This is a genomic window from Hydrocarboniphaga sp., from assembly GCF_028291725.1.
Lineage (GTDB): Bacteria > Pseudomonadota > Gammaproteobacteria > Nevskiales > Nevskiaceae > Hydrocarboniphaga.
The window spans coordinates 30,399-56,470 of record NZ_JAQGNT010000029.1 but is presented as its reverse complement, the minus strand read 5'-3'; the positions used below and the strand labels follow the sequence as shown (position 1 = coordinate 56,470).

Below are 26,072 nucleotides of genomic sequence, written 5' to 3'. Positions count from 1 at the left end.
GGAGCTGCGCATCCTGCTTCGTGTCGGCATCGGCCACCGACCACGCTTGCGGCTAGCTCGTCGTATGCGCTGATCCGGATAAAGTCGGAAACTCATTTGCAAGCTCATTTGCAAACTTGCCGGTATTCAAGCCGGTGCCCTGGCGCACCAGACCGTGGCGGTGCATCTTCCGGTACATGGTTTTGCGGCTGACGTGCAGCCGGATCGCCGCCTCGCTGACATTCCAGTGACAGGCTTCGAGCGTGCGCTGCAGGGCCTCGCATTCGGCGTCGCCGAGCGCGTCGTCGGTATCCGTGTCGTCCTCGTCCGCGATCGGGCTCACCGGTGTCACCGGCAGCGCTGGCCGCGCGCTGATGAGGCCGCCATGCAGCCAGCGCTCGTCGAAATCGGCCTCGCCGAGTTCGTCGTTCTCGCTCAGCGCGAGAATGTTGCGCAGCACGTTGCGCAGCTGGCGCACATTGCCCGGCCAGGGGCAGCGCACCAGATGCTCGACCAGGGCTTCGTCGACATGCACCCTGCGATCGCCAGCCTCCATAAGCAGCAGGCGGTGCACCAGGTCACGCAGATCCTGGCGCTGGCGCAGCGGCGGTATCGTCAGCGTGATGCCGTTGAGGCGGTAGTACAGATCGTCGCGGAACTGCCCGCGGGCGATCATCTCGACCAGGTCGCAATGGGTCGCGCTGATGATGCGGATATCCACCGGCACCGGTTTGCTGCCGCCGAGCGGCATCACCTCGCGATCCTCGAGCACCGTCAGCACGCGCGCCTGCAGCGACAGCGGCATGTCGCCGATCTCGTCCAGGAACAGCGTGCCGCCGTCGGCCTGCAGGATGCGCCCGATGCTGCCCTGGCGCGCCGCGCCGGTGAATGCGCCGGGCTTGTAGCCGAACAGCTCGCTTTCGATCAGCTGTTCCGGTATCGCGGCGCAGTTGACGGCGACCAGCGGCTGCTCGGCGCGCGCGCTGGCCTTGTGGATGCTCTTGGCGAAATGGCCCTTGCCGGTGCCGGTCTCGCCGAGCAGCAGGATCGAGATGTCGCGGTTCATCACGCGGCGCGCGATGTGGTAATTGGCGGCCATCGTCGGGTCGCGCGACTCCATGCCGTCCGGCGAGCCGATCGACAAAGACGGCGTGGCCAGCCGCACCGTGCACAGCGTCTCCGGCGCCGGTGCCTGCACCACCGCGAACAGCCGCAGATGGCCCAGGTGCGCGGCCACCGGCTCGGGCCGCGGCGAGGGCCGCATCGACAGCGCGATCAGCTGCGCCAGCGTGGTGTCGAGCACCGCGTCGACGCGCTCGCCGCACAGCGATTTGTGGTCGCGGAAGCCGAGCAGTTCCAGTGCGCTGCGATTGGCGCCGATGACGACGCCGGCGACGTCGAACACCAGCACGCCCTCGCCCGGCGTGCTGACGAATTCCGGGAACGGGTGGAAACGCAGCACGTAGTGCGAGCGTGCCGCCTCTAACAGCGCGCGGTTCTCGATGTTCAGCGCCGCGATCTCGACCAGCGCCAGCGTATGCATCTGCGGCTCGCTGGAGCTGCCGGAGATGTCCAGCGCCGCGATCACGTTGCCCTGCATGTCGAAGATCGGCGCCGCGGTACAGGTCAGCCCGGTGTTCTGCACCAGGAAATGCTCGGAGCGATGGATGATCACCGAGCGCTGCATCATCAGGCAGGTGCCCATGCCGTTGGTGCCAAGTTCGCGTTCGCTCCAGACCGCGCCTTCGCGGAAGCCGCTGCGGCGCGCCACGTCGGAGAAGCCCGGGTCGCCGGTGTAGCATAGGATCACGCCGTCGCGATCGGTCAGCATGATGCCGTACTGCGAGTGCTGCATCTGCCGCGACAGGCCGAGCATCTCGACGCGTGCAATCGGCAGCAGCGCGCCGCAGCGTTCGCGCCGCGCCTGCAGGTCGCCGCGCTCGACGATGATCGGCTTCTTGCTCTGCAGCGGATCGAGCGAGTAGCTGCCCATGCAGCGGCTCCACGAATGGCGAACCACCTGGCCGATTTCCTGGCCCACCGGCTGCCCGTGCATCGCAGATTCGATCAGGCGAGCGTGTTCCTGGACGTCTTGTCTCGGTCGCATAGCAAACTCCTCTATCGCAATAGTCCTCATGCTGATCTGCATGGGATCGATCTACGCGACGGAAGAAGCCGCCTGATACCGGAACCGATGTCGCCGCCAGGCTCGCGCGAATCCATTCCGCCGCTGTCGAGCGTGGAGGCTACTTCTAATGAAAGACGACTGAAAGCTTTTTGTTCTACGACGAAAGTAGGACAAAGCCGATACAGGCCGGGAAACAGGCCGGGGATCGACTCCCCGGACTGAAATGCGGCGTTGGGTACTTTCGCTTGTTGCATGGTGATCCAGCGACTAGTAGCGAATGACCGAGCGGATCACCTTGCCTTCGTGCATCAGTTCGAAGGCCTTGTTGATTTCCTCCAGCGGCAGCACCTCGGTGATCATCTCGTCGATCTTGATCTCGCCCTGCAGGTAGCGGTCGACGTAGCCGGGCAGCTGCGAGCGCCCCTTGACGCCGCCGAAGGCCGAGCCGCGCCAGACCCGGCCGGTGACCAGCTGGAACGGCCGCGTGCTGATCTCCTGGCCGGCACCGGCGACGCCGATGATCACCGATTCGCCCCAGCCCTTGTGGCAGCACTCCAGCGCCGAGCGCATCACGTTGACGTTGCCGATGCATTCGAACGAGAAGTCGACACCGCCGTCGGTCAGGTCGACGATCACCTGCTGAATCGGTGTGCCCGGATAATCCTTGGGATTGACGAAGTCGGTGGCGCCGAGTGCCTTGGCCATGTCCCATTTGCTTGGGTTCATATCGACCGCGATGATGCGGCCGGCCTTGGCCATCACCGCGCCCTGTACGACGGATAGACCGATGCCGCCGAGCCCGAACACCGCGACGCTGTCGCCGGGCTTGACCTTGGCGGTATTCAGCACCGCGCCGATGCCGGTGGTGATGCCGCAGCCGAGCAGGCAGACTTTCTCCAGCGGCGCTTTCGGGTTGATCCTGGCGACGGCGATCTCCGGCATCACGGTGTATTCGGAGAAGGTGCTGGTGCCCATGTAATGCAGGATGGTCTGGCCCTTGATCGAGAAGCGCGAAGTGCCATCGGGCATCACGCCGCGGCCCTGGGTCAGCCGGATCTTCTGGCACAGATTGGTTTTGCCGGACAGGCAGAACTTGCACTCGCCGCATTCCGGCGTGTACAGCGGGATCACGTGATCGCCCGGTTTGACGCTGGTTACCCCTGGGCCGATCTCCTGCACGATACCGCCGCCCTCGTGGCCGAGTATCACCGGGAACAGGCCTTCGGGATCGGCGCCGGACAAGGTGAACAGATCGGTGTGACAGACGCCGGTGGCGACGATCTTCACCAGCACTTCGCCGGCCTTGGGCGCGGCAACGTCGACCTCTTCGATCGACAGGGGCTTGCCGGCTTCCCAGGCGACTGCGGCTCTCGATTTCATGTTGTTCCTCTTAACTCTTATATGGGTGGTTCGTTGGGCGTAGCAGCGCCTGCAGGCTAGCAGTTGCAGCCAGCATGCCAGCGTGTGCATGGTGAATAAATCTCTGAAAAACAGGGCTTTGAGAATGTAACGCTACTCGGCGCCAAGATCCGCCGCGCGCGCCTGAGTCGGCCAGGCAACAACACTGGGACGGATGTGACCCAGCCGGCCGGCGGCGCTCACGGCCTGTCAGGCAGTACCCAGGCCAGCAGCATCAGGCTGGCCGCGATCAGGCCGAAGATCATGCGCAGATCGCGCGGTGCGACGTCGAAGTTCGCCAGATGCGGATCGGCCAGCGCACGCGTATAGGCGTCGTTCCTGCCGAGCCGCAGGTAGTTCAGCTCGGCGGCCTGTGCGAATTGCTGCAGCGGCTCGCTGCGCAGCGCCGACAGATGCTCGTGCGGCCCCTGCGATGCGGTGTCCGTGCCACGCGCCGCGGGCTCGAAGCCGTCCATCACGATCGCCATGTTTGGATTGAAGCCGTTGCGCGCCGCGTCCTGCGGCTGCCACCAGCCGATGATCTCGTCATGTACGCCGAGCTTCGGGATCGGACGCTCCTGCTCGCCGCCGACGCCGACGATCAGGCCGCGGGTGGCGCCGCGATGCGCCTGCAATTCATTGAGCCGCACCTGCTCGCGATACGGCGCCTGGTCGCCGTCGGTGAAGAACACCAGCTTGAGGCTGCGGCTCGCGGCCTCGGTCATCGCGCTGACGATGCCGGTATCGATCCGCGAATTGCCGGCCCAGGCCATGCGCCAGCTGATATCGGCGACGACGCGCTGCATCGCCGGGTAGTGCGCGCAGATTTCCAGCGGTTCGAACAGCACCAGCGTCTCGTCGTCGGCGAACAGCGCGACCGAGGCGCGCGATCCGCAGGGCAGGCCGCGCAGGCCGCTGTCGACTGCGAGCTTGGCGGCTTCGAGCCGCGAAACCAGCGCTGCGCCGCGGCTCGCATCAACGGCCTGGTCGCGCACGTTCATGCTCTGGCTGACGTCGATGACGAACAGATACGCATAGCTGATACCGGGCGCGAGCCGCGATGGCGCGGCGTAGACCGGCAGCAGCACGAGCATCGCCAGCAGCAACAGCAGCAGGCTGGGACGTGGCCAGCTCAGGCGGTGCGCGCCTTTCATTGGAATGGCACTGACTGAACCAGCAGTCCCCTCTCCCGCAAGCGGCGCTGCCCCGCCAGCGACGTAGGTCGGCAATCCCTTGCCGACGTGTGCGCCCCGATCGCTTGAGCACGTCGGCAAAGGATTGCCGACCTACCTTCGTCGGGTTCATGGTCCGTGAGCCGGTCCGCAAGGAACACGGGGCTACCCAGGAACCTCTCCCTCCCCCGCTTGCGGGGGAGGGCCGGGGTGGGGGCGAGCAGGCGCGGCGCTATCGTCGCGCCCCCATCCCAACCTTCCCCCGCAGGCCGGGGAAGGAGCGGGCCGGTTCCGGCATTCAAGCCGGCAGGTGCAAGCCTGCGGTGGTCTCTCCCGCTTGCGGGAGAGGGGAATGACGAGGGTGACGGTCGCGCGGAATCCTGGTCGCTCGTCTGCCGCGTCATGGCAACCCGCGGATCGAGCTTTCCTGCATGCTGGCCCAGCCGGGCTCGGTGCCGGCGCCGAGCTTCTGGTTGCGCTCGTTGCGCATCCAGCCCTGGTCTCGTTTGCCGGGGCTCAGGCGCTCCAGCAGTTCGAGGTTGTAGCGTGCGTCGCGCAGATCCGGGTCGAGCCGCAGCGCGTCGCGATACGCCTCGCGCGCGAGTTCGAGTTGCGCCAGTCCGCGCACATGCGAGCCGCCGGCGGCGATGTCGCCGGCGCGCAGGCCGATCTGCAGATAGAGATTGCCCAGCGCGAACTTGGCGCGCGAGGCCAGATGCGGATCGGGTGCGGTTTCCGCGTCGGCGTAGCGTTGCAGTGCCAGCTGGTTCTGCTCGACCCTCTGATACAGCCAGCCGGCGGCATAACGCACCGCTGGCGCGTTCGGAATCGCCGCCTGCTCGATCAGCGTGCCATCGGCGATCATCCGGTCCAGCGCGGCGGCGTGCTGCCACTGGTAAAGACTGAAAGCGCCGCTCGCGACGCAGGCCAGCAGCGCAGCCCAGGCGAGCTGCGGCAGCCGCGGCCGCAGCCATCTCAGGCGGACCATGTGCGCAGCTCGGCGAGCTTGGCGGCGGCCAGCAGCGCCAGCATCAGCAGCGCCAGGCTGTACAGCGGCGTCGCCAGATCGCGGCGCGGCAGCTGCTCCTGGTAACGCGTCGGCAGGTTGGTCAGCTTGCCGATCTGGTCGATTGCGCGCTGCACGTCGGCGGTGCTGGTCGCCTCCATCACCTGGTAGGGCACGCCGAGCTGCGAGAAGAACTGGTGCATCGACAGGCTCTGCGACGAATGCGCAGCGTCACCGTCGCCATCGCCGTCGCCAACCGTGATCACGCTGGGCTCGCGCGCACCGCGCGTATACAGCCAGATCAGCGAGGTGCGGCGGTTGACGAACAGGGTCTGCAGGATTTCGCGATCGGCCGGCGGAATCTCGGCGCCGCCGTCGGACACCAGCAGCACCATGCGCGCCGCGGTGTAGGGGCGATCGCGGAAGTAGTCCAGCGACATGCCGAGCGCGCGGCCGATCGCGGTAAAGCCCATGCTGCGCGCCTCGGCGCTTTTCAGCGCCGCTTCGGCCATCGGCCGGTCGTCGCTGAGCGGTGCCACGCCGATCGGCGTGGAGCCGAACGCGACCATGCCGAACATGTCGCCGCGGCGCTGGTGCATGAAATCGAGCAATATGCGCCGCGCCGCGACGATCTTGCTCTCGCCCTTGCGCGTGTCGTCCCAGCCGCTGGCCATCGGCTCCGACATGCTGCCGCTGCGGTCGAAGACGACGACGATCTGCGCGCCGCTGCCGACATGGCTGACGCTGCCGCCGCCGGCATAAGGCCCGGCCGCGGCGATGATCAGTAGCGCCAGCGTCGACGCCGCGAGCAGCCGCAGCCCGCCCTGCAGCAGGCGCGAAGGCCAGTCGACCGGAACATAGGCGAGGCTCGGATAGGCGAAGCGGCGCAGGCCCTGAAACGCCAGCGGCAGCAGCGCCAGCAGCAGCGCTGGCAGCAGCCAGGGATCGGTGAACGACAGTCCGCCGATGGACGCGTTCATCGGATGCCGCGCTCGCAGTCGCGTGCCTGGCGGCACAGCTCGATCACCCGCGTGCTCGGCCAGACGTCGCCCGCCGGCGCCGCGTCGTAGAACACGCTGCGCGAATGCCGGAACAGGTTCTCGAGTTCGCCGCGCAGCGGCTGCAGATGCGGTGCGCGCGTGAACAGCAGCGACAGATTGTCGATGTACAGGGTCTGGCCGGCGCAGTGATTCAGCGTGGCGTGCAGCTGGCGCAGCAGATCGCGATACGCCTGCGCGTCGAGGCCGAGTGCGCGGCGTCCGCGCAGGCGCCGGAACAGCGCGGTCAGCGGCCCGGGCTTGCGTGGCAGCCATGGCAGGCGGTCGTAGATCCAGCCCAGGTAGAACGCCAGCAGCAGCGCCGCCGCGAAGCTCGCTGCCGAGGCCCGGCGCCAGAACGCGCTCGCGATCGGCTCGGGCGCGAAGCTCGCGCGCGGCTCGCGATCGGTATCGCTGAGGCTCGCCGGCAGTACCGGCGATTGATAGAACGGCTGTGGTGCGATGCCGACGGTGGTCGGCATCGAGGGATGAGCGGCGTCGGAAAAGCGCAGCTGGAACGCCGGAATCGCCAGCTGCAGCGCGTTCTCGACGACGCCGAACATCTGGTAGGTCAGCAGCAGCGTGTAGCCGCCGTCGTGGCGGTCGATGCGGCAGTCGCGCAGCTCCAGCCAGTTGTTGACGCGGCCGAGCCGCGGCACCGAATCGGCGTCGAGCCGGGCGCCGTCCGGCACCTGGATCTCGACGCGCTGCTGCAGCAGATCGCCGAGCACGTAGCCGGTGTCGCGCATCCGCGCCTCGACCCGGTACGCGGGCGCGGCCGCGACCGTGGCTGCCGCCTCGGCCGGCGTCGGCAGCGCCAGTGCCAGCACGAACAGCGCGGCGTGGCGGATCACGCCGCCCCCATGAAATACCGCGTCAGCAGCGCCGGATCGAATTCATCGAGTACGAAAAACGGGCGTCGCCCGGCCTCGTGGCACAGGCGCAGCAGCTCGTCGCGCCGCGTCTGATACACCGCGCGCAGCTTGTCGCGCAGCTTCGGCCGCAGCCAGAGATAGCGGCTGCGGCCGGTCTCGCTGTCGCGCAGGCGCGCGATGCCCCAGCGCGGGATGTCGCGGTCCTCGGCCGGGTCCCACAGCACCACCGGCACGACGTCGTGATGGGTCAGCGCGCGCAGGATTCTGCGGGTGTCGGATTCGGGCCAGCAGAAATCCGAAATCAGAAAAACCAGCGCGCGCTTGGCCGGCAGCTGCGACACCGCCTGCAGCAGCCCGAGCGCGCTGCGCCCGCGCGGCTCGAATGCGCTCATGCGCCGGTCCAGCCACTGCGCGGCGCCCTTGTTGATCCGCGCCGGCAGGCTCAGCTCGGGGCGCAGCTGCTCGTCGGCGGCGACCATGCCGAAGCGGTCGCCGGAGCGCCAGGCCGAATGCGCCAGCGTCATCGTGATCCGCCGCATCTGTTCGAACTTGTCGTAGCGGCCGTTGAATGCCATCGACGCCGATACGTCGGCGAGTACGTAGACCTTCAGCGCGGTGTTCTGCTTGAAGTCGCGCACCCACAGGCGCTGATACGGATCGCGCAACGTCGCGCGCAGATCCAGGCGGCGTGGATCGGGGTGATCGTTCAGCGGCACCAGTGCGCGCAGCTCGTGGCCGCTGCCGGCGTGCGCGCCGCGATGCGAGCCGGGCAGCACGCCGCCGGGCTTCCACTGTACGCGGTAGTCGACGGTGGCGAAGCCGGGGTGGGTCACGATGCCCCGGCTTCGTAGGTTGGGGTAGGTTGGGGTGAGCGCAGCGAACCCCAACGATCACCGTCGCAATGTTGGGGTTCGCTGCGCTCACCCCAACCTACACGCTGAATCGCCCAGACCATGCGCTTCATGGCGCCGGGACGCGGCGCAGTATCGCGGCGCTGAACTCGGGCGCGATGCGGCCGCGCTGCAGCTCGTAGAGCGGCGTGAAGAACACGCGATGGCCGACGACTTCGTGAAACACCGCGCGCAGATCTTCGGGCCTCAGATGCAGGCGGCCGTCGAGCCAGGCGGCGACCTTGGCTGCACGCACCAGCATGCTCATGCCGCGCGGGCCGGCGCCGGCGAGAATCAGCTCGTCCATGTCGACCTCGTCGATCTTGATGCCGGCCTGCGCAGGACGATGCGTCGCGCGCCGCAGATGGCCGGCGTAGTCCTGCACCGCGGCGCCGGCCAGCACGCTGGACTGGATCAGCCGCGCGACGCCGCCGAGTTCGCGATAGTCGAGCTGGCCTTCCTCGATGCCGGCGATCAGCGTGTCGGTGTCGTGGAAGCGCTCCTCGAACATCAGCTGCCGGTGCACTGCCTCGTCTTCCGAGGGCGCGATCTCGATCTCCATCAGGAAGCGGTCGCGCGCCGCGCCGGGCAGCTCGAAGGTTTCTTCCTTCTCGACGCGGTTGCGGTCGGCGAATACCTGCAGGTGAGGGAAGTGGTGCTCGGCATTGAACGCGGTGACGCTGCGCTCGGCCATCACCCGCAGCAGCAGCGAGTGCACTTGCGGACGCGCGCGGTTGATCTCGTTGAAGAAGAACACCGACAGGTTCGGGCCGTGCGCCAGCAGCGGGCCCGGATCGACGCGCGGCCGGCCTTCGCGGTCGACATGCGTGTGATAGATCATGTCGTGCGGCATCAGGTCGATGGTGCCTTCCACGCGCTGATAAGCACCGCCGACACCGCGCGCCGCGGCGCGCAGCAGCGTGGTCTTGCCGACGCCGACATTGCCTTCGAGCAGCACGTGGCCACGCGCGAAAATCGAAATCGTCAGCAGCCGCACCGCCGGCGCAAGCCCGAGCACGATGCCGTTGAGCGCGTGCTCGAAATGCAGGGCCTTGCTGCGCCAGCGCTCGAGATAGGCTTGCGTATTGTCCATCGCGTCCTCCCCGCGTTTTCCTCTCGCCCGAACGGAGAGGAGACCGTTCTACTGCGTCGCCGGAGCTGTCGGCTGATCGCCGAACTTCTTCGACGGGCCGCCGCGGTAGTTGGAGCGGATGAAGGTGATGATCTTCCACAGATCGTCGTCGCTCTTGATGATCATGCCGTGCTGCGGCATTGGCCCGACGACGTTCTCGTGGCCCTTGCGCATATAGCCGTCCTTCTGCAGCGCATCGGTGCCTTCGGACACCAGCCGGAACAGGGTATCGTCGTCACCGCCGTAGACCCAGGTGTCGTTCGACAGTGGCGGGCACATGCCGCCGCCGCCGCCGCCGCCGTGGCAGCCGTTGCAGCCGGTTTTCATGTAGAGCTTCTGTCCTTGCGCGACGATGTCGGCATTGGCGTCGGTGTACGGATTCTTCAGCCCGCCCTTGGGCGTGGCCTTGACCCGATCTAGCGGCGGCATGCCGCTGGGCGCGGCTGTCGCCGCAGTGGACGGAGCATCGGACGGATTGGCTGAGGGGTCCGCGGGCGGCCCCTGTTCTGCTGCGGCAACCGATTTCTTGGATGGCGGGCTTTCGGCTTCACTGCCGTCCGCATAGGCCATCGTAGCCAGTATCAGGGCGATTGAACCGACTGCGACTATCTTCAACACTGTCTATCTCCTTGGTCATCATGACGATGGGGAACAACGTCAACTGTATTCGTCAACTGCATTCGCCAACTGTGTTCGTCAACTATTTTCAGGCTGGGCTCAGGCCCGGGGTTTTGCAAAGCCTTCGGCGGCGCTGCCGGTGTGATGCGGTGCCTGCTTCAGCACTTCGATCACGGCGTCGTTGCCGCGGTCCTGGGCGATGCTCAAGGCGGTCAGGCCCTGCTCGGCTTTTGCGTCGATATCCGCTCCGGACTTGATCAGCAGCTTCGCGGTTTCGACACGGTTGCCGGCAGCGGCGATCATCAGCGTGGTGATGCCGCCGCTGTTCTTCGCGTTCACCGCGGCACCGCTGCCGATCAGCGCGGCGGCGGTCTCTTCCCAGCCGCCGACCACCGCCAGCATCAGCGGCGTATAACCGGCGCCGCCGACGACCTTGTTGATATCGGCGCCGGCCTTGACCAGCGCCGAAGCCGCCTCGGTCTTGCCCTGTTGCGCGGCGATGCACAGCGCGGTGAGCCCCTGCGGATTGGGGGTCTCGAGCCTGGCGCCGTGCGACACCAGCGCGGCGATGCTGGCCGGGCTGTCGCGCCAGGCGGCGAACATCAGCGGTGCCCAGCCGTCGCGGTCGGCGAGATTCACATCGGCTTTGTTGTCGATCAGGTAGCTCGCGAGTTCGTCGTAGCGCGTGCGCACCGCGTTCTGCAGCGGCGTATAGCCTTCGGCGTCGCGGGTGTTGATGTCGGCGCCCTTTTCGATCAGATAGCGCACACGGACCAAGTCGCCGGCGGTGGTCGCGTTGCTCAGCTCCTTGTTCGGATCGGCGCCCTGCTTGAGCCAGATCTTCAGCTGGTCCAGCGTGGCCGGTGGTGCATAGGCGGTGGACGCCGCCGGCGCTTCGGCAACCGTCGGCGGCGTCACCGCCTTGTACGGACCATGCGCGGGAATGTCGCCGCTGATCACGCAGATGTCGCACTGCACCAGCGGTACGCCATAGTCGTCGAGGATCTTGCGGATCTTGCCCTGCTCGTCGCGCAGCACCTGGTCGAGCTTCTGCTGCAGATCGCGGTCGCCGCGGCGCACCGCGAGCGCCATCTCGAACTGCAGCGGCTCATCGTCGTCCATCAGGTTGACCGGTTGCAGCACGATCGGCGCATTCTTCATCGTCTTGTAGTAGCCCGCGAACGGGCCCCAGATGCCGACGACGTCGAGCTGGCCGTCGATCATCCGCTGCACCTGGTACGAGGGCTGGTGCTCGGGCACGCGGTCGCCGTCGTAGCTGATGAAATGAGTGACGGTGTTGCTCTTGACGCCGTGCTGGGCCAGAGACTCACGGATCGCCGACATCTGGTAGACGCCGACTTTCAGCTTCTTCAGCTGAGGATCGTCGAGATTCTTGATCTTGATGCCGCGATCGGCGCGATAGGCCAGCACGAACGCGCTGCGATACAGCGGCGTGGTCGTCAGCACCCGCTCCATGTCGGCGGGCATGTCGAGCATCACGTCGCAGGTGTTGGCGTCGAGCGTGCCGCGCAGCAGGCCGCGCTCGGTGGAGGCGCGCCAGTCGTAGGTGACGGTGGTGCCCAGCGAGGTGGCGAGCACCTCGGCGATCTTGTTCTGAAAACCTTCTGCGCGCTGGTTCGACAGCGGCATGTTGCCGGGGTCGGCGCAGACCCGCAGCGCGCGGATCTCGCCGGCCGCGGCGGTGTTGCACACACTCGTCGCCACGATGGCGCCGAGCATCATGATGGGGTGAATCAGCAGCGAAATCCTGTTGCGGAATGCAAAGCCTGCATCGACTCGATTGTCCACGTGCCTCTCCTTCGGTGCCCGTCAGTGCGAACGCCCGGTGCGTCTTTCGAGCACCGGGCGTTACTGCAACGCAACTGCAGAACCGCGGTCGGGGCTCAGTCGACGCGGAAGGTGTAGAGCGTGCCGCCCTGCGGGATCTTGTCGAGGTTGGCCGCCTTGGTCATCGCGGTGGCGCCGATCGCGCCGAACTTGTCCTCAAGATCGAGACCGGCCGTGACCGGCAGGCCGATCCAGCCGCCGATGCCGCTCCAGACCGACACGTACTGCTTGCCGCCGACCTTGTAGGTGATCGGGTTGCCGATGATTCCCGAACCCAGCTTGCGGCTCCACAACACCTTGCCGGTCTTGCGATCCACGGCACGGAAGTCACCACCGAGGCTGCCGTAGAACGCCAGGCCACCATCGGTGAGCAGCGCGCCGCTCCAGTTCGGATACTGGTCGGGGATTTCCCAGACGGTCTCGCCGGTGAGCACGTTGAACTTCTTGAACTTGCCGGTCACGCCGGGCTTTTCCGGATACATGAACACGTTGGCGAACACGTAGACCGTGCCCTGCTGGGTGTGGGAGCGCTCCTGCGGCTCCAGCTCCATGCACCAGTTGTTGGTCGGGCAGTAGGCGACGCCGGGTTCGTTCGGGTCCAGTGCGCAGGGCTGCTGATCCTTGCCGCCCATCGCGGACGGGCAGGCCTGCACGTTATTGCCGAGACCGAACGGAGAGTGCTCCTTGACCTTGACTGGACGGCCGGTCTTCAGGTCGATCTTCTCGGCCCAGTTCGCGGTCACGTACTTGTTGGCGCGCAGCAGCGTGCCGTCGGTGCGGTCGAGCACGTAGGCGAAGCCGTTGCGGTCGAAGTGCACCAGCACCTTGCGATCCTTGCCGTCGACTTTCCAGTCGGCCAGCATGTTCTCGTTGATGCCGTCGTAATCCCACTGGTCGAACGGCGTCATCTGGTAAGCCCAGACCGCTTCACCGGTATCGACCTTGCGCGCGAAGATCGTCATCGACCACTTGTTGTCCTGCTTGCCGCTGTTGCATTCCTCGTGGGTCTTCAGGTTGCAGCGATAGAAGGGGCTCCACAGGCCGGGATTGCCGGTTGAGTGATACACCAGTTTCAGTTCCGGATCGTAGCTGTAGAAACCCCAGCTCGAGCCGCCGCCGCGCTTCCATTCCTCGCCCGGATAGCTCGTCACCGATGCGTCCATCGTGCCGTGTTCCGGATGGGCCTTGTTGGTGTTCTTGGTGACGCAGGTGTCCTTGTCGGGGCCGGTGGACGAGCATTCCCAGACCTTCTTGCCGTCCTTGAGGTTGTAGGCGGTGAAACGGCCGCGGGCGGCGAACTCGTCGCCGCCGAAACCGATCAGCACCTTGTCCTCGGCGATCAGCGGCGCCGGCGTGATGGTCTCGCCGTTCTCCGGGAACGCATGCTTGGTGACCCAGACTTCCTTGCCGGTCTTGGCATCCAGCGCGATCAGATAGCCGTCGAGCGTGCCGAACACGACCTTGCCGGCGGCGTAGGACAGACCGCGGTTGACCGTGTCGCAGCAGGCCCGCGGCACGGCGGACTCGTCGCGGTCGGTGGTCTTGACGTACTTCCAGATCGCCTTGGGGTTGTCCGGGTCGGACAGGTCGAGTGCCTGCACGATGTTCGGCCAGCCGCTGATCAGGTACATCGTCGACTTGCCGCCTTCGGTGATGACGACCGGCTGGCCCTCGTGGCCGCGCAGGGTGCCGCTGGACTGCGACCAGATCATCTGGAGTTTGTTGACGTTGCCGGTGTTGATGTCGTCGAGTTTGCTATGCCGCGTCAGCGCCAGATCGCCGCCAGGCATGCCCCATTGAGCCGGATCCTTGGACCGTTGGACTTCTTCCGGATTGGCTGCGGCGCTACCGCAGAACGCCCCCAGCACCACCGCGGCACAGACCATCCTTACTGTGTGGAAATTCATCTGCAGCTCTCCTCGCTTCGCGTTGTGTTGTTATTCCGTCGCCGCCCGGGCTAGCCCTCACGACCGATCAGTGGCCACCGTCTGCGCAACATCCGCGGGTGACTCGTGCAAGCTCAACGCAGCCCGCGTGCCAGTCTGGTACCGAGTCTTTTTTTTACATGAATTCAATCAGATGAAATGTAGGTGATGGCCTTGTCAGCGAGCCCCTGCGATAGGGGCGAGTCGGGTGCGCCACGACAGTGTGTCGTCCGTGACACGGCGGGGTGGTAGCGCGCGGGCACCGCTGCAGTAGGGCGGGTCGTGACCCGCCGTTTTCGTCACTGTTCCAAAAAAATGGCGGGTCATGACCCGCCCTACACAACTACGCACTTCCACGCTAGCCCAGGGCCTGGGCATGGTGGCGCAGATGATCTTCGATGAAGGTCTGGATGAACCAGTACGAGTGGTCGTAGCCCTCGTGGCGACGCAGCTCGAGAGCCTGGTTGGATATCGCTGCAGCGGCCTCGAGTGCCTGCGGCTGCAACTGCCCATTCAGGAACTGGTCGGCGAGTCCCTGGTCGACCAGGATCTTGCCGGGATAGGCGCGCTGGCGCATCAGCAGGCTCGCGTCCCAGGCCGCCCATTTGCCGCGGTCGGTGCCCAGGTAGTTGCCGAAGGCCTTCTCGCCCCAGGGCACCGCGACCGGATTGCAGATCGGCGCGAACGCGGAGACCGAATGCCAGAACTGCGGCTTGCTCAGCGCCGCGACCAGCGCGCCGTGGCCGCCCATCGAGTGGCCGAAGATGCCGCGCTTGTCGCCGCGGGCAGGGAAGTTCGCTTCGATCAGTGCGGGGAGTTCGTCGTTGATGTACGAACTCATCCGGTAGTTCGTCGCCCAGGGTGCGGCGGCGGCGTCGAGATAGAAGCCGGCGCCGACGCCGAAGTCCCAGGCCTCGGCATCACCGGGCAGATTCAGGCCGCGCGGGCTGGTGTCGCAGGCGATCAGCATCAGGCCCAGCTGCGCGGCGACGCGTTGCGCGCCGGCCTTGATCATGAACGTCTCTTCGGTGCAGGTCAGGCCGGCGAGGTAGTACAGCGCCGGCACGGGTCTCTGCGCGGCCTGCGGCGGCTGATACACCGCGAAGCGCATCTCGGTGCCGGTGGCGGTCGAAGCATGGCTGTAATACCCCATGCGGCCGCCGAAGCAGGCGGTTTCGCTGCGTGTTTCCATCGTGGATCTCCGATTGGACTGCTGTGCCCGCCCTCCGCGGGGCCCTAAAGTATCGGCACAGCGCGATGCGGACAAGCAGTCTCATCAAGCTGCGTCGCATCGAAGCGCCGCTGCACATCCGCCAGTGAGCACTCGCGGAAATCGTCGATGACACGCCAGGCGCCGCTGAAGTCATCATCGCGGAAGTAGTGGCTGCGCACGATCAGCGTCGGCACTTCGGCGGCCATGGCCGAACGCAGGCCGTTGCGCGAATCTTCGATCGCCAGCGCTTGTGAGGGCTGTAAGCCGAGCGCCGCGAGTGCAAGCCGATAGCACTCCGGATCGGGCTTTTTCAGGCGCACGTCTTCGCCGGTGATGCGCACGCCGAACGCGGCGCGCATATCGGCGTCGAAGCTTGAGTCCAGCAAGGCCTCGAGATTGTCGCGGCTGGTGGTGGTGACGATGCCCAGGTGCAGCCCGGCGGTGCGCGCCTGCTGCAGCCACTCGTGCAGCCCGTGGCGCAGCTGGATGCGCCCTCGCCGCACGAGATCGGCGTAGTGCAGGTTTTTGCGCGCATGCAGCTCGGCGATCGCGGATGCTGCGTCGTCGCCCGCTAGCCAACGCGGATCGTGCAGCGCGGCATAGTGCGCGATGCGTTCGCGGCCGCCGGTGATCTGCAGCAGTTCGCCGTAGCGCTTCGCGTCCCAGTCCCAGCGCAGGCCGCAATCGCGGAACGCGCGGTTGAAGGCGATGCGATGCCCGTCGCGCTCGGTTTCCGCCAGCGTGCCGTCGACGTCGAACAGCAGCGCGCGCAGCGGGCCATAGCCGTAGGTTGGGGTGAGCGCAGCGAACCCCAACATTTCGTCCGCGCCGATGTTGGGGTTCGCTGCGCTCACCCCAACCTACGTGCAGATGATCGCAACTGGGCGATCGTGGCTGAGTAATCGCTGCTGCCAAAAATCGCCGAACCCGCAACGAAGGTGTCGGCGCCGGCCGCTGCGATCTCGCCAATGTTGTCGAGCTTGACGCCACCATCGACTTCGAGCCGGATGCGCTGGCCGGACTCGCGCGCATGGCGATCGATCAGGGCCCGCGCCTGGCGCAGCTTGGGCAGCGTCGAGGCAATGAAGGACTGGCCGCCGAAGCCGGGATTCACCGACATCAGCAGCAGCAGATCCAGCCGATCGAGCACGTGCTCGACGCAGGCCAGCGGCGTCGCCGGATTGAGCACGACGCCGGCCTGGCAGCCGTGATCGCGGATGATCTGCAGCGTGCGATCGACGTGCTTCGACGCTTCCGGATGAAACGAAATCAAGCCGGCGCCGGCCTTGGCGAACATCGGCACCAGCGCATCGACCGGCTCGACCATCAGGTGCACGTCGATCAGCGCGCTGCCGGCGTAGGGCTTGATCGCGCTGCAGACCATCGGGCCGATGGTCAGGTTCGGCACGTAGTGGTTGTCCATCGCGTCGAAGTGGATCCAGTCGGCGCCGGCGGCGAGCACGGTTTTGACTTCTTCGCCGAGCCGCGCGAAATCTGCCGACAGAATGCTCGGCGCGATCAGCATCGGCAGCGCGTTGTTCGGCGCGGAGCTCAATGCACCACCGCGCGCAGCTCGCCTTTCACATAGCGCGCCGCCATCTTGTCCAGGTGCAGCGGCCGAATCTTCGCGGCCTGGCCGGAGCTGCCGAAAGCATCGAAGCGCAGCTTGCAGATGTCCTTCGCCGCGGCGGTGGCGGCCTTGAAGAACGCGCGCGGATCGAACTCGTCCGGCGATTCAGCCATCTTGCGGCGCATCGCGCCGGTCATCGCCAGGCGGATGTCGGTGTCGATGTTGACCTTGCGCACGCCGTGGCGAATGCCGGCCTGGATCTCTTCGACCGGCACGCCGTAAGTCTCCTTGATGTCGCCGCCGAAACGCCGGATCACGTCCAGCCATTCCTGTGGCACGCTGCTCGACCCGTGCATCACCAGGTGCGTGTTCGGCAGCCGCGCGTGAATCGCCTCGATGCGCTCGATCGCGAGGATGTCGCCGGTCGGCGGCCGCGTGAACTTGTAGGCGCCGTGGCTGGTGCCGATCGCGATTGCCAGCGCATCGACGCCGGTCCAGGCGACGAAGTCCGCGGCCTGGTCGGGGTCGGTCAGCAACTGGCTGTGATCGAGCTTGCCGGCCGCGCCGACACCGTCTTCTTCGCCGGCCTCACCGGTCTCCAGCGAACCCAGGCAGCCCAGTTCGCCCTCCACCGACACGCCGACCGCGTGCGCCATCTCCGTGACCTTGCGGGTAACGTCGCGGTTGTACTCGTAGCTCGCCGGCGTCTTCATGTCTTCGCGCAGCGAGCCATCCATCATCACGCTGGAAAAACCGCTGCGTATCGAGGCCTGGCACACCGCCGGCGAGGCGCCGTGATCCTGGTGCATGCACACCGGAATATGCGGATAGCTCTCGACCGCGGCCTCGACCATGTGGCGCAGGAAGGCTTCGCCGGCGTACTTGCGCGCACCGGCCGAGGCCTGAAGGATCACCGGGCTGTCCGCTTCGTCGGCGGCCTGCATGATCGCCTGGATCTGTTCGAGATTGTTGACGTTGAATGCCGGCAGGCCGTACTGGTGATCGGCGGCGTGGTCGAGCAGTTGTCGCAGTGATATCAGCGCCATGAAACGTTCTCCTGGAACAGATTGCGTCGGTTGGAAGGGTCGAGTGCGCAGGCGCGGGCATGGGCGACCACCCACGACAGATCGCCGATCATCCGGTCCGGCGCGTCCTCGATCACCGCGCGCCCGCCGTTGTAGCCGTAGGGCACGACCCAGCAGTCGATGCCGGCGTTGCGGCCGGTGGCGATATCGACCGCGGAGTCGCCGATCAGCAGCGCGTGCTTGCGCTCCACGCCGTGCTCGCGCAGGCAGTATTCGACCGGCAGCGCATCGGGCTTCTTCGCCGGCAATGTGTCGCCGGCGATCACCGGGTCGAAATAGTCCTGCAGCTCGTGGCGCTCCAGCACCATGCGCGCGAAGCGCATCTCGCGGTTGGTCAGCACCGCCATGCCGATGTCCATTTCACGCAGTGCCTGCAGCGATTCGCGCACCTGCGGAAACACGCTGCTGCGCTGGCCGCAGCGCTGCGTGTGGTAGCGAGTGAACAGCTCCATCAGGCATTCGACGCCGCTGCCGGCGCGCAGCTCGGATTCGGCCATGCCGCTGGCGTGAGCGTAGGCGCGGATCATCAGTTCGCGGCTGCCCTGGCCGATCCAGGTGCGCGCCAGCGTCTCGTCGACCGCAGCGAAGCCGAGTTCGAGCAGCACGTCGTTGGCGGTGTCGCAGATATCGCCGGCGGTATCCACCAGCGTGCCGTCGAGGTCGAACAGGATTAAGTCGTACATGGAGACTCCTGGTGGCTGGAACTGTAGGAGCGGACCTTGTCCGCGATTGAGGCTGCGCCGGCACAATCGCGGACAAGGTCCGCTCCTACAGTTGCGAAATAGAGGTTCATTGCGGCGGCCCTAATTGCACGACAGCACGATCTCGGTATCGGATTCATCGACCCGGATGCCCGCGACGCGGTCGCGGCGGCGCGTGTGCACGACCTGGCTTGCGACCGCGGCGACCCGTACTGCGGTCAGACCGAAATGGCGGTAAAGATCGGGCGCTGGCGCGGATTCGCCGTAACGATCGATGCCGACGACCGAGCCGCGACGGCCGACATACTTGTGCCAGAAGTCCGGGTGTCCGGCCTCGACCGCGACCGCCGGCAGGCTGATCGGCATCACGCCGTTGCGATACGCCGGCGGCTGGCGATCGAACAGCGCGGTGCAGGGCATCGAGACCACGCGCGAACCGATGCCTTCGTCTTCAAGCAGGCGCTGCGCCGCAATCGCCAGCCCGATTTCCGAGCCGGTGGCGACGATCACCACGCAGGGCGCGCCGCTGTCGCTGAGCACGTAGCCGCCGCGGCGCACGCCGTCGGCGGATGCGCGGTTGCGCTGCAGCAGCGCGACGTTCTGCCGCGACAGCAGCAGCGCGCTCGGCCCATCGCGGCGCTGCAGCGCGTATTGCCAGGCGACTGCAGTTTCCAAGGTGTCGGCCGGACGCCAGACGTCGAGATTCGGAATCAGCCGCAGCGAGGCCGCGTGTTCGATAGCCTGATGCGTCGGCCCGTCTTCGCCCAGGCCGATTGAGTCGTGCGTGAAGACATGGATCACGCGCAGGCGCATCAGCGCGGCCATGCGCACTGCGTTGCGGCTGTAGTCGCTGAAAGTCAGGAAGGTGCCGCCGTAGGGAACGAAGCCGCCGTGCAGCGCGACGCCGTTCATTGCGGCCGACATGCCGAATTCGCGCACGCCGTAGTGCAGGTAGTTGCCGGGCTGGTCGCGGCCGACGCTGCGGCAGCCCTTGAAGTCGGTCAGGTTCGAGCCGGTCAGATCGGCCGAGCCGGCCAGCAGCTCCGGCAGATGCGGCCCAAGCGCTTCGAGCGCGAACTGCGAGGCCTTGCGTGTGGCGATCTCTTTTGCCGGGGCCAGCGCGGTCTCGATCATGCTTGCTGCGCGAGCGTCGAAGTCTGCGGGTAGCTCGCCACGCATGCGCCGCATCAGTTCATCAGCGGCCTGCGGATGCGCCTTGCGGTAGAGACGCAGCATTTCCTGCCATCGCGACTGCGCACGCGCACCGCGTTCACCGGCGTGCCAGGCCGAGCGTATGTCCTGCGGAATCTCGAACGGCGGATGATCCCAGCCCAGCGCGCGCCGTGTCGCCGCGGATTCCTCGGCCCCGAGCGGCGCGCCGTGCACGCTCTCGGTGCCGGCACGATTCGGCGATCCCTTGCCGATGATGGTCTTGCAGCAGATCAGGCTCGGACGCCCGCGTGGCAGCCGCGCCTGGCTGCGTGCCTCGCTGATCGCGGCATCGATCGCGTTCGCGTCGTGGCCGTCGACATCGGCGATCACATGCCAGCCGTAGGCGCGAAAACGGGCCGGCGTGTCGTCGGTAAACCAGCCGGCGACTTCGCCGTCGATCGAGATGCCGTTGTCGTCGTAGATCGCGATCAGTTTGGACAAGCCGAGCGTGCCGGCCAGCGAGCAGACCTCGTGGCTGATGCCTTCCATCAGGCAGCCGTCGCCGATGAACACATAAGTGAAGTGATCGACGATCGGCAGGCCGGGACGGTTGAATTCGGCGGCGAGCAAACGCTCGGCGAGCGCCATGCCGACCGCGTTGCCCAGGCCTTGTCCGAGCGGGCCGGTGGTGGTTTCCACGCCCGGCGTGACACCCAGCTCGGGATGCCCCGGCGTTTTGGAATGCAGCTGGCGGAACTGCTTGAGTTCGCTCAGCGGCAAGTCGTAGCCGCTCAAGTGCAGCAGGCCATAGAGCAGCATCGACGCATGGCCGTTGGACAGCACGAAGCGGTCGCGGTCGATCCACTGCGGATCGGCCGGATCGTATTTCAGATGCCGGGTCCACAGCACTTGCGCGATGTCGGCCATGCCCATCGGCGCGCCGGGATGGCCGGATCTGGCGCGCTCGACAGCGTCGACCGCGAGCATGCGCAGCGCGTTGGCCATGCGTTGCGGCGTGACCGCTGCGACCGCTCCGGACGCTTGAAATTCAAGGTTTTTCATCGTGTATTCCTCAGGCGCGACGCTTCTGGTCCATCAACCGCAGCAGCATCGGCGTGAAGATCAGCTGCATCGACAGGCCCATTTTCCCGCCGGGGATCATGATGGTGTTCGGGCGCGTCATCATCGAGCCGTGCAGCATCGACATCAGGTAGGGGAAGTCGATGCCTTTCGGGTTGGTGAAGCGGATCACCACCATGCTTTCATCGGCGCTAGGGATGTCGCGCGCGATGAAGGGATTGGAGGTGTCCACGGTCGGCACGCGCTGGAAATTCACATGCGTGCGCGAGAACTGCGGGCAGATGTGTTTCACGTAATCCGGCATCCGCCGCAGGATCGTCTCGACCACGGCCTCGTGCGAATAGCCGCGCAGGTTCTGGTCGCGATGCAGTTTCTGTATCCATTCCAGGTTGATGATCGGTACGACGCCGATCAGCAGGTCCGGATGACGCGCGATGTTGATCTCGCCGTGCTTGGCGGCGCCGTGCAGGCCTTCGTAGAACAGTAGATCCGAGCTGTCCGGCGTGATTTCCTGCCAGGGAGTGAAGGTGCCGGGTTCCTGCGCGAACGGCGCGGCCTCCTCGTCGTTGTGCAGGTAGCGGCGCACGCGGCCGCTGCCGTTTTCGCCGTAGCGGCCGAACAACTCGTCGAGTTCCTGAAACAGATTCGCTTCCGGGCCGAAGTGGCTTAGGTTCGGGTCCTGGCCGGATTCGGCCGCCTTCATCGCCGCACGCATGCCCTTGCGGTCGTAGCGATGGAAGGCATCGCCCTCGACCAGTTCGGCGCGGATCTTTTCGCGGCGGAAGATGTGCTTGAAGCTCGCCATCACCGTCGTCGTGCCTGCGCCTGACGAGCCGGTGACTGCGATGATCGGATGTTTTTTGGACATGGGGTACTCCTTGGATCTGGTCTCCTTCCCCCGCTTGCGGGGGAAGGTTGGGATGGGGGCGAGACGGTAGCGCCGCGACTTCCGCCCCCACCCCAACCCTCCCCCGCAGGCGGGGGAGGGAGAAGTTCCGAAGGAGAACAGCGCAGATGCAGACGCTGCATCACGTCACCTCCGATCGATAAAGCGAGCGCTCATTGAACAGCGGCGAGACGAAGGGCCGGTCCGCGCCGCTTTCGTATTCGCGGTGATAGCGCTCGATGCGCTCGACCTCGTTGCGCGATCCGAGCACCACCGGTGTGCGCTGGTGGATGTCCGTCGGCGCGACTTCGCAGATGCGGCCGCGGCCGGTGCTGGCGCAGCCGCCGGCCTGCTCGATCAGCATCGCCATCGGGTTGGCCTCGTAGAGCAGGCGCAGGCGCCCGGGCTTGGACGGGTCCTTGGTGTCGCGCGGGTACATGAAGACGCCGCCGCGCATCAGGATGCGATGCACCTCGGCGACCATCGAGGCAATCCAGCGCATGTTGAAATCGCGCTCGCGGATGCCGCTGCGGCCGGCCTTGCACTCGCCGACGTAGCGCGTGATCGGTGGCTCCCAGAAGCGCTCGTTGGAGACGTTGATCGCGAACTCGCCGGTGTCGGCCGGGATCGTCAGATCGGGATGCGTCAGCACGAAGTTGCCGGTTTCGCGATCCAGCGTGAAGCCGTGAGTACCGCGGCCGACGCTGATCACCAGCATCGTCGCCGGCCCGTAAATCGCATAGCCGGCGGCCACCTGGCGGTCGCCGGGCTGCAGGTAGGCCGCGGTCTGTGGCGGCTTGCGCTCGGCGTGTTTCAGCACCGAGAAGATCGTGCCGACGGCGACGTTGACATCGATGTTCGACGAGCCGTCCAGCGGATCGAAGCACAGCAGGTAGGGGCCGCGCGAGTAGCCGCCCGGAATCACAAAGGGCTGGTCGAGTTCCTCCGACACCATGCCGGCAAGCAGGCCGCCCCATTCGCACTGGCGCAGCATGATGTCGTTGGTGACGACGTCGAGCTTTTTCTGGGTTTCGCCCTGGACGTTCTGCGTCTCCAGTGTGCCCTGGTGCTCGCCGAGTGCACCTTTTGAAACCATCGCCGAAATGCCTTTGATCGCGGCGGCGACGTCGATCAACAGCGCCGACAGATCGCCGGCGGATTTATCCGCGCGCTGCTGCTGGATCAGGAACTTCGACAGTGTGGTTCTTCCGTAAAGCATGTCCGTTTCTCCTCCGGCACGCAGCAGGGATGCAGCACTTTTTTCAGCGGTTCGACGTCGGTGCTCGCGGCGCTACTTGTGGCGCCACTACGATCTGCGCCGGATCTTTGTCCGGCCGGTTGTCCGGCTGGAATAGGCGGCTGGCGCGGATGTCGGCGGCGCTGATCCGCATCAGCGCGTCCAGCTCGGGTTCGTCGCGGCGATCGGGTGCCTGCATCGCGTTCTGGAACAGGCGCTGCGCCTGGCGCAGCCGCGCGCGGTCGAGCGCGTTGCGGATCGAGCGCGCATTGGCAAAATGCGGCCGGCGCAGCCGGTGCTCGATGTAGTCACGCATCGCGCTCAGCGCCTCGTCGTCGAGGCGGTAGTCCATGCGCGTCAGCATCAGCCGCGCGATCTGCAGCAGCTCCTCGGCGGTGTAGTCCGGAAAGCCGATGTGATGCGCGACGCGCGAGGCCATGCCCGGGTTGCTCTGGAAGAACACGTCCATGCGCGCCTGGTATCCGGCCAGGATCACGACCAGGTCGTCGCGCTGGTTCTCCATCACCTGCAGCAGGATCTCGATTGCCTCCTGGCCGTAGTCGCGCTCGTTCTCGGGCCGGTACAGGTAGTAGGCCTCGTCGATGAACAGCACGCCGCCCATCGCACGCTTGAGCACGTCGCGGGTCTTGGGCGCGGTATGGCCGATGTACTGGCCGACCAGATCGTCGCGCGTCACCGACACCAGGTGGTTCTTGCGGATGTAGCCGAGCCGGTGAAGGATGTCCGCCATGCGCTGTGCCACCGTGGTCTTGCCGGTGCCGGGGTTGCCGGTGAAGCACATGTGCAGGCTCGGTGGGCCCGATGTCAGCCCCTGCGCGCGCCGCGCCTTGTCGACGATCAGGTAGGCCGCGACCTCGCGGATGCGCCCTTTCACCGGCGCCAGCCCGATCAGCTCGCGGTCGAGCTGACCCAGCACCTCGGCGATGCCGCTCTGCTGGTAGAGCGCGTGCAGGCCCGGCGCCGCCGCGGGTGGCGACGCCTGCGGCGGCTTGTCAATTGCGATTGCGCTCATGATGTTCCAGTGGCCTGTGGTGGTTGAAAGCGGTTATGGCTGCCGCCGCCGCTGTAGGAGCGGGTCATACCCGCGACTCAGGCCTTGAACGGCGCAGTCGCGGGTATGACCCGCTCCTACCGGTGCAGCTGGTGTTCGGCTGCGGTCCACTAATACCGCTCGCCCGCAGGCTTGTTGGTGGCGTAGGCGTGCGTGGTGTAGCGGATCGTGCGGCCCGCGCCCTCCTGGCGCCGCAGCATGAAGCCGGGCTCCTCCGGCGGACGGTTGACGATGAACGACATGCGCACGGTCTCGAAGCCCTGCGTGGCATCGAAGGCGTTGACCTTGATGTAGTGGCTGGGGAAGGTCTTGCGGCAGTCGTTGATCTCCAGCAGCGCGCCAGCGCCGTCCTTCAGATCGAACATCGGCAGGCCCCACATTTCCCAGTAGGAATTGCGCGGATGCGGATCGTCGGTGTACTCCACCGCGAGCGCCCAGCCGCGGCGGATCGCGTATTCGCACTGCGCGTGGATTTCCTGATCGCTCAGCTCGGGCAGGAAGGAAAACGTACCTTGGGTCACTCTCATTTCAATCTCCTGAATCGCGTCTGGATCAGACCGAAGCGGTCGCGGTGGGCACGAAGTCCGGCGTGTCGGTGGAGGTGTAGTCGAAGCTGATGTCTTTCCACGTGGCGAGCGCCTGCTTCAGCGGCGTGCACCAGCGTGCGGCGGCCTCCAGAATCTGCGGGCCTTCGCGGTCGATGTCGCGGCCTTCGTTGCGCGCCTTGACCATGCATTCGAGCGCGACGCGGTTGGCGGTGGCGCCGGCCTGGATGCCGGCCGGATGGCCGATCGTGCCGCCGCCGAACTGCAGCACCACGTCGTCGTCGAACAGGCTCAGCAGCTGGTGCATCTGGCCGGCGTGGATGCCGCCCGAAGCCACCGGCATGACCTTGCGCAGCCCGCCCCAGTCCTGCTCGAAGAACACGCCGCGGCGCAGGTCGACTTCGTTATGCGCCTCGCGCAGTACGTTGTAGAAACCCTGCACCATCAGCGGATCGCCTTCGAGCTTGCCGACTGCGGTGCCGGCGTGGATGTGATCCACACCGGCGAGGCGCATCCACTTGGAAATCACCCGGAACGAAATGCCGTGTGACTTCTGCCGCGTGTAGGTGCCGTGGCCGGCGCGGTGCAAGTGCAGCACCATGTCGTTGTCGCGCGCCCAGTTCGACATCGACTGGATCGCGGTGTAGCCGATCACCAGGTCGATCATCACGATGCACGAGCCCAGCTCCTTGGCGAAGTCGGCGCGGCGGTACATTTCCTCCATCGTGCCGGCGGTGACGTTGAGATAATGGCCCTTGATCTCGCCGGTCTCCGCCTGCGCGCGGTTCACCGCCTCCATGCAGTACAGAAAGCGGTCGCGCCAGTGCATGAAGGGCTGCGAGTTGATGTTCTCGTCGTCCTTCATGAAGTCCAGGCCGCCCCTGAGGCCTTCGTAGACCACGCGGCCGTAGTTCTTGCCGGACAGGCCGAGCTTGGGCTTGGTGGTGGCGCCGAGCAGCGGGCGCCCGAACTTGTCCAGGCGTTCACGCTCGACGACGATGCCGGTCGGCGGGCCGCGGAAGGTCTTCACATAGGCCAGCGGCAGGCGCATGTCCTCCAGGCGCAGCGCCTTGAGCGGCTTGAAGCCGAACACGTTGCCGATGATCGAAGCGGTCAGGTTGGCGATCGAGCCTTCCTCGAACAGCGCCAGGTCGTAGGCGATGTAGGCGAACCACTGCTGCTCGGTCGCAGTGCCCGGGCCGGTGTTCGGCACCTTGTCGACGCGGTAGGCCTTGGCGCGGTACTGGTCGCAGGCGGTGAGGCGGTCGGTCCAGACCACGGTCCAGGTCGCAGTCGAGGATTCACCGGCCACCGCGGCAGCGGCCTCGTCGGCGTCCACGCCGTCCTGCGGCGTGATCCGGAACAGCGCGATGATGTCCGATGCGGCCGGTTCGTAATCCGGCTGCCAGTAGCCCATCTCCTTGTACTTCATCACGCCTGACTTGTAGCGGCTGCTGGTGTTGCCGGTGCTGCGTTGGCTGGTGCTTGCAAGCATTTCGGGTACTCCTCCGTTGCGTGGTATG

The 26,072-nt window shown here is 66.2% G+C and carries 22 protein-coding genes; all 22 read right to left on the bottom strand.

Features of this window, described 5'->3' with window-relative positions; genetic code table 11:
• Positions 1-52: 52 nt before the first annotated feature.
• Positions 53-2,086 (bottom strand): sigma-54-dependent Fis family transcriptional regulator, encoded by a 2,034-nt coding sequence (locus tag JWQ90_RS08465; protein WP_299692063.1) that lies wholly within the window; start codon positions 2,084-2,086, stop codon positions 53-55.
• 288 nt (positions 2,087-2,374) lie between these two features.
• Positions 2,375-3,487, bottom strand: coding sequence for an S-(hydroxymethyl)glutathione dehydrogenase/class III alcohol dehydrogenase (locus JWQ90_RS08460; RefSeq protein WP_299692060.1), 1,113 nt, complete (start codon positions 3,485-3,487; stop codon positions 2,375-2,377).
• A 218-nt stretch (positions 3,488-3,705) separates the two neighbouring features.
• A complete protein-coding gene (locus JWQ90_RS08455) occupies positions 3,706-4,659 on the bottom strand; it encodes a vWA domain-containing protein (RefSeq protein ID WP_299692057.1) in 954 nt (317 codons plus the stop codon).
• 418 nt (positions 4,660-5,077) lie between these two features.
• Positions 5,078-5,665 carry a hypothetical protein gene (locus JWQ90_RS08450; RefSeq protein ID WP_299692055.1) on the bottom strand — a complete coding sequence of 196 codons (588 nt, stop codon included), beginning with the start codon at positions 5,663-5,665 and terminating at the stop codon, positions 5,078-5,080.
• On the bottom strand, positions 5,653-6,663 hold the full coding sequence (locus tag JWQ90_RS08445) for a vWA domain-containing protein (RefSeq protein WP_299692052.1): 1,011 nt from the start codon (positions 6,661-6,663) through the stop codon (positions 5,653-5,655). Before JWQ90_RS08445 ends, JWQ90_RS08450 begins: the two co-directional genes overlap by 13 nt.
• Positions 6,660-7,574 carry a hypothetical protein gene (locus JWQ90_RS08440; protein ID WP_299692049.1) on the bottom strand — a complete coding sequence of 305 codons (915 nt, stop codon included), beginning with the start codon at positions 7,572-7,574 and terminating at the stop codon, positions 6,660-6,662. The genes JWQ90_RS08445 and JWQ90_RS08440 overlap by 4 nt, the downstream gene beginning before the upstream one ends.
• Positions 7,571-8,428: a DUF58 domain-containing protein gene (locus tag JWQ90_RS08435; protein ID WP_299692046.1), complete on the bottom strand. Its 858-nt coding sequence runs from the start codon at positions 8,426-8,428 to the stop codon at positions 7,571-7,573. The genes JWQ90_RS08440 and JWQ90_RS08435 overlap by 4 nt, the downstream gene beginning before the upstream one ends.
• A gap of 127 nt (positions 8,429-8,555) precedes the next feature.
• Positions 8,556-9,578, bottom strand: a complete 1,023-nt coding sequence (locus tag JWQ90_RS08430) for a MoxR family ATPase (protein WP_299692043.1) — start codon at positions 9,576-9,578, stop codon at positions 8,556-8,558.
• A gap of 48 nt (positions 9,579-9,626) precedes the next feature.
• Positions 9,627-10,232, bottom strand: a complete 606-nt coding sequence (locus tag JWQ90_RS08425; RefSeq protein WP_299692040.1) for a c-type cytochrome — start codon at positions 10,230-10,232, stop codon at positions 9,627-9,629.
• Positions 10,233-10,334: 102 nt separating this feature from the next.
• Positions 10,335-12,044, bottom strand: a complete 1,710-nt coding sequence (locus tag JWQ90_RS08420; protein ID WP_299692037.1) for a quinoprotein dehydrogenase-associated putative ABC transporter substrate-binding protein — start codon at positions 12,042-12,044, stop codon at positions 10,335-10,337.
• A gap of 95 nt (positions 12,045-12,139) precedes the next feature.
• Positions 12,140-13,990 (bottom strand): PQQ-dependent dehydrogenase, methanol/ethanol family, encoded by a 1,851-nt coding sequence (locus tag JWQ90_RS08415; RefSeq protein ID WP_299692034.1) that lies wholly within the window; start codon positions 13,988-13,990, stop codon positions 12,140-12,142.
• A gap of 376 nt (positions 13,991-14,366) precedes the next feature.
• A complete protein-coding gene (gene fghA, locus JWQ90_RS08410; protein WP_299692031.1) occupies positions 14,367-15,200 on the bottom strand; it encodes an S-formylglutathione hydrolase in 834 nt (277 codons plus the stop codon).
• A 44-nt stretch (positions 15,201-15,244) separates the two neighbouring features.
• A complete protein-coding gene (locus JWQ90_RS08405; protein ID WP_299692028.1) occupies positions 15,245-16,039 on the bottom strand; it encodes an HAD-IA family hydrolase in 795 nt (264 codons plus the stop codon).
• Between the two features lie 32 nt (positions 16,040-16,071).
• Positions 16,072-16,746, bottom strand: a complete 675-nt coding sequence (gene rpe, locus JWQ90_RS08400; protein WP_299692090.1) for a ribulose-phosphate 3-epimerase — start codon at positions 16,744-16,746, stop codon at positions 16,072-16,074.
• A 26-nt stretch (positions 16,747-16,772) separates the two neighbouring features.
• The gene (gene fba, locus JWQ90_RS08395; protein ID WP_299692025.1) at positions 16,773-17,837 is read right to left on the bottom strand and encodes a class II fructose-bisphosphate aldolase; all 1,065 of its coding nucleotides are present in this window, start codon (positions 17,835-17,837) and stop codon (positions 16,773-16,775) included.
• The gene (locus JWQ90_RS08390; RefSeq protein ID WP_299692022.1) at positions 17,828-18,559 is read right to left on the bottom strand and encodes an HAD-IA family hydrolase; all 732 of its coding nucleotides are present in this window, start codon (positions 18,557-18,559) and stop codon (positions 17,828-17,830) included. The genes fba and JWQ90_RS08390 overlap by 10 nt, the downstream gene beginning before the upstream one ends.
• A 120-nt stretch (positions 18,560-18,679) precedes the next feature.
• On the bottom strand, positions 18,680-20,791 hold the full coding sequence (gene tkt / locus JWQ90_RS08385; protein WP_299692019.1) for a transketolase: 2,112 nt from the start codon (positions 20,789-20,791) through the stop codon (positions 18,680-18,682).
• A gap of 10 nt (positions 20,792-20,801) precedes the next feature.
• Complete coding sequence (locus JWQ90_RS08380; protein WP_299692016.1) at positions 20,802-21,677, bottom strand: phosphoribulokinase; 876 nt, start codon at positions 21,675-21,677, stop codon at positions 20,802-20,804.
• Positions 21,678-21,837: 160 nt separating this feature from the next.
• Positions 21,838-22,914 carry a class 1 fructose-bisphosphatase gene (locus tag JWQ90_RS08375; protein WP_299692013.1) on the bottom strand — a complete coding sequence of 359 codons (1,077 nt, stop codon included), beginning with the start codon at positions 22,912-22,914 and terminating at the stop codon, positions 21,838-21,840.
• 43 nt (positions 22,915-22,957) lie between these two features.
• Positions 22,958-23,965, bottom strand: a complete 1,008-nt coding sequence (cbbX, locus tag JWQ90_RS08370) for a CbbX protein (RefSeq protein WP_299692010.1) — start codon at positions 23,963-23,965, stop codon at positions 22,958-22,960.
• A gap of 149 nt (positions 23,966-24,114) precedes the next feature.
• A complete protein-coding gene (locus tag JWQ90_RS08365; RefSeq protein ID WP_299692008.1) occupies positions 24,115-24,531 on the bottom strand; it encodes a ribulose bisphosphate carboxylase small subunit in 417 nt (138 codons plus the stop codon).
• 25 nt (positions 24,532-24,556) lie between these two features.
• Positions 24,557-26,044 carry a form I ribulose bisphosphate carboxylase large subunit gene (locus tag JWQ90_RS08360; RefSeq protein WP_299692005.1) on the bottom strand — a complete coding sequence of 496 codons (1,488 nt, stop codon included), beginning with the start codon at positions 26,042-26,044 and terminating at the stop codon, positions 24,557-24,559.
• Positions 26,045-26,072: the final 28 nt, after the last annotated feature.

Bases quoted from the DNA above. Each gene is read 5' to 3' on its own strand.
- JWQ90_RS08465 (WP_299692063.1), bottom strand. From the start codon at position 2,086: ATGCGACCGAGACAAGACGTCCAGGAACACGCTCGCCTGATCGAATCT.
- JWQ90_RS08460 (WP_299692060.1), bottom strand. From the start codon at position 3,487: ATGAAATCGAGAGCCGCAGTCGCCTGGGAAGCCGGCAAGCCCCTGTCG.
- JWQ90_RS08455 (WP_299692057.1), bottom strand. From the start codon at position 4,659: ATGAAAGGCGCGCACCGCCTGAGCTGGCCACGTCCCAGCCTGCTGCTG.
- JWQ90_RS08450 (WP_299692055.1), bottom strand. From the start codon at position 5,665: ATGGTCCGCCTGAGATGGCTGCGGCCGCGGCTGCCGCAGCTCGCCTGG.
- JWQ90_RS08445 (WP_299692052.1), bottom strand. From the start codon at position 6,663: ATGAACGCGTCCATCGGCGGACTGTCGTTCACCGATCCCTGGCTGCTG.
- JWQ90_RS08430 (WP_299692043.1), bottom strand. From the start codon at position 9,578: ATGGACAATACGCAAGCCTATCTCGAGCGCTGGCGCAGCAAGGCCCTG.
- JWQ90_RS08415 (WP_299692034.1), bottom strand. From the start codon at position 13,990: ATGAATTTCCACACAGTAAGGATGGTCTGTGCCGCGGTGGTGCTGGGG.
- fghA (WP_299692031.1), bottom strand. From the start codon at position 15,200: ATGGAAACACGCAGCGAAACCGCCTGCTTCGGCGGCCGCATGGGGTAT.
- JWQ90_RS08405 (WP_299692028.1), bottom strand. From the start codon at position 16,039: ATGTTGGGGTTCGCTGCGCTCACCCCAACCTACGGCTATGGCCCGCTG.
- rpe (WP_299692090.1), bottom strand. From the start codon at position 16,746: ATGCTGATCGCGCCGAGCATTCTGTCGGCAGATTTCGCGCGGCTCGGC.
- fba (WP_299692025.1), bottom strand. From the start codon at position 17,837: ATGGCGCTGATATCACTGCGACAACTGCTCGACCACGCCGCCGATCAC.
- JWQ90_RS08390 (WP_299692022.1), bottom strand. From the start codon at position 18,559: ATGTACGACTTAATCCTGTTCGACCTCGACGGCACGCTGGTGGATACC.
- tkt (WP_299692019.1), bottom strand. From the start codon at position 20,791: ATGAAAAACCTTGAATTTCAAGCGTCCGGAGCGGTCGCAGCGGTCACG.
- JWQ90_RS08380 (WP_299692016.1), bottom strand. From the start codon at position 21,677: ATGTCCAAAAAACATCCGATCATCGCAGTCACCGGCTCGTCAGGCGCA.
- JWQ90_RS08375 (WP_299692013.1), bottom strand. From the start codon at position 22,914: ATGCTTTACGGAAGAACCACACTGTCGAAGTTCCTGATCCAGCAGCAG.
- cbbX (WP_299692010.1), bottom strand. From the start codon at position 23,965: ATGAGCGCAATCGCAATTGACAAGCCGCCGCAGGCGTCGCCACCCGCG.
- JWQ90_RS08365 (WP_299692008.1), bottom strand. From the start codon at position 24,531: ATGAGAGTGACCCAAGGTACGTTTTCCTTCCTGCCCGAGCTGAGCGAT.
- JWQ90_RS08360 (WP_299692005.1), bottom strand. From the start codon at position 26,044: ATGCTTGCAAGCACCAGCCAACGCAGCACCGGCAACACCAGCAGCCGC.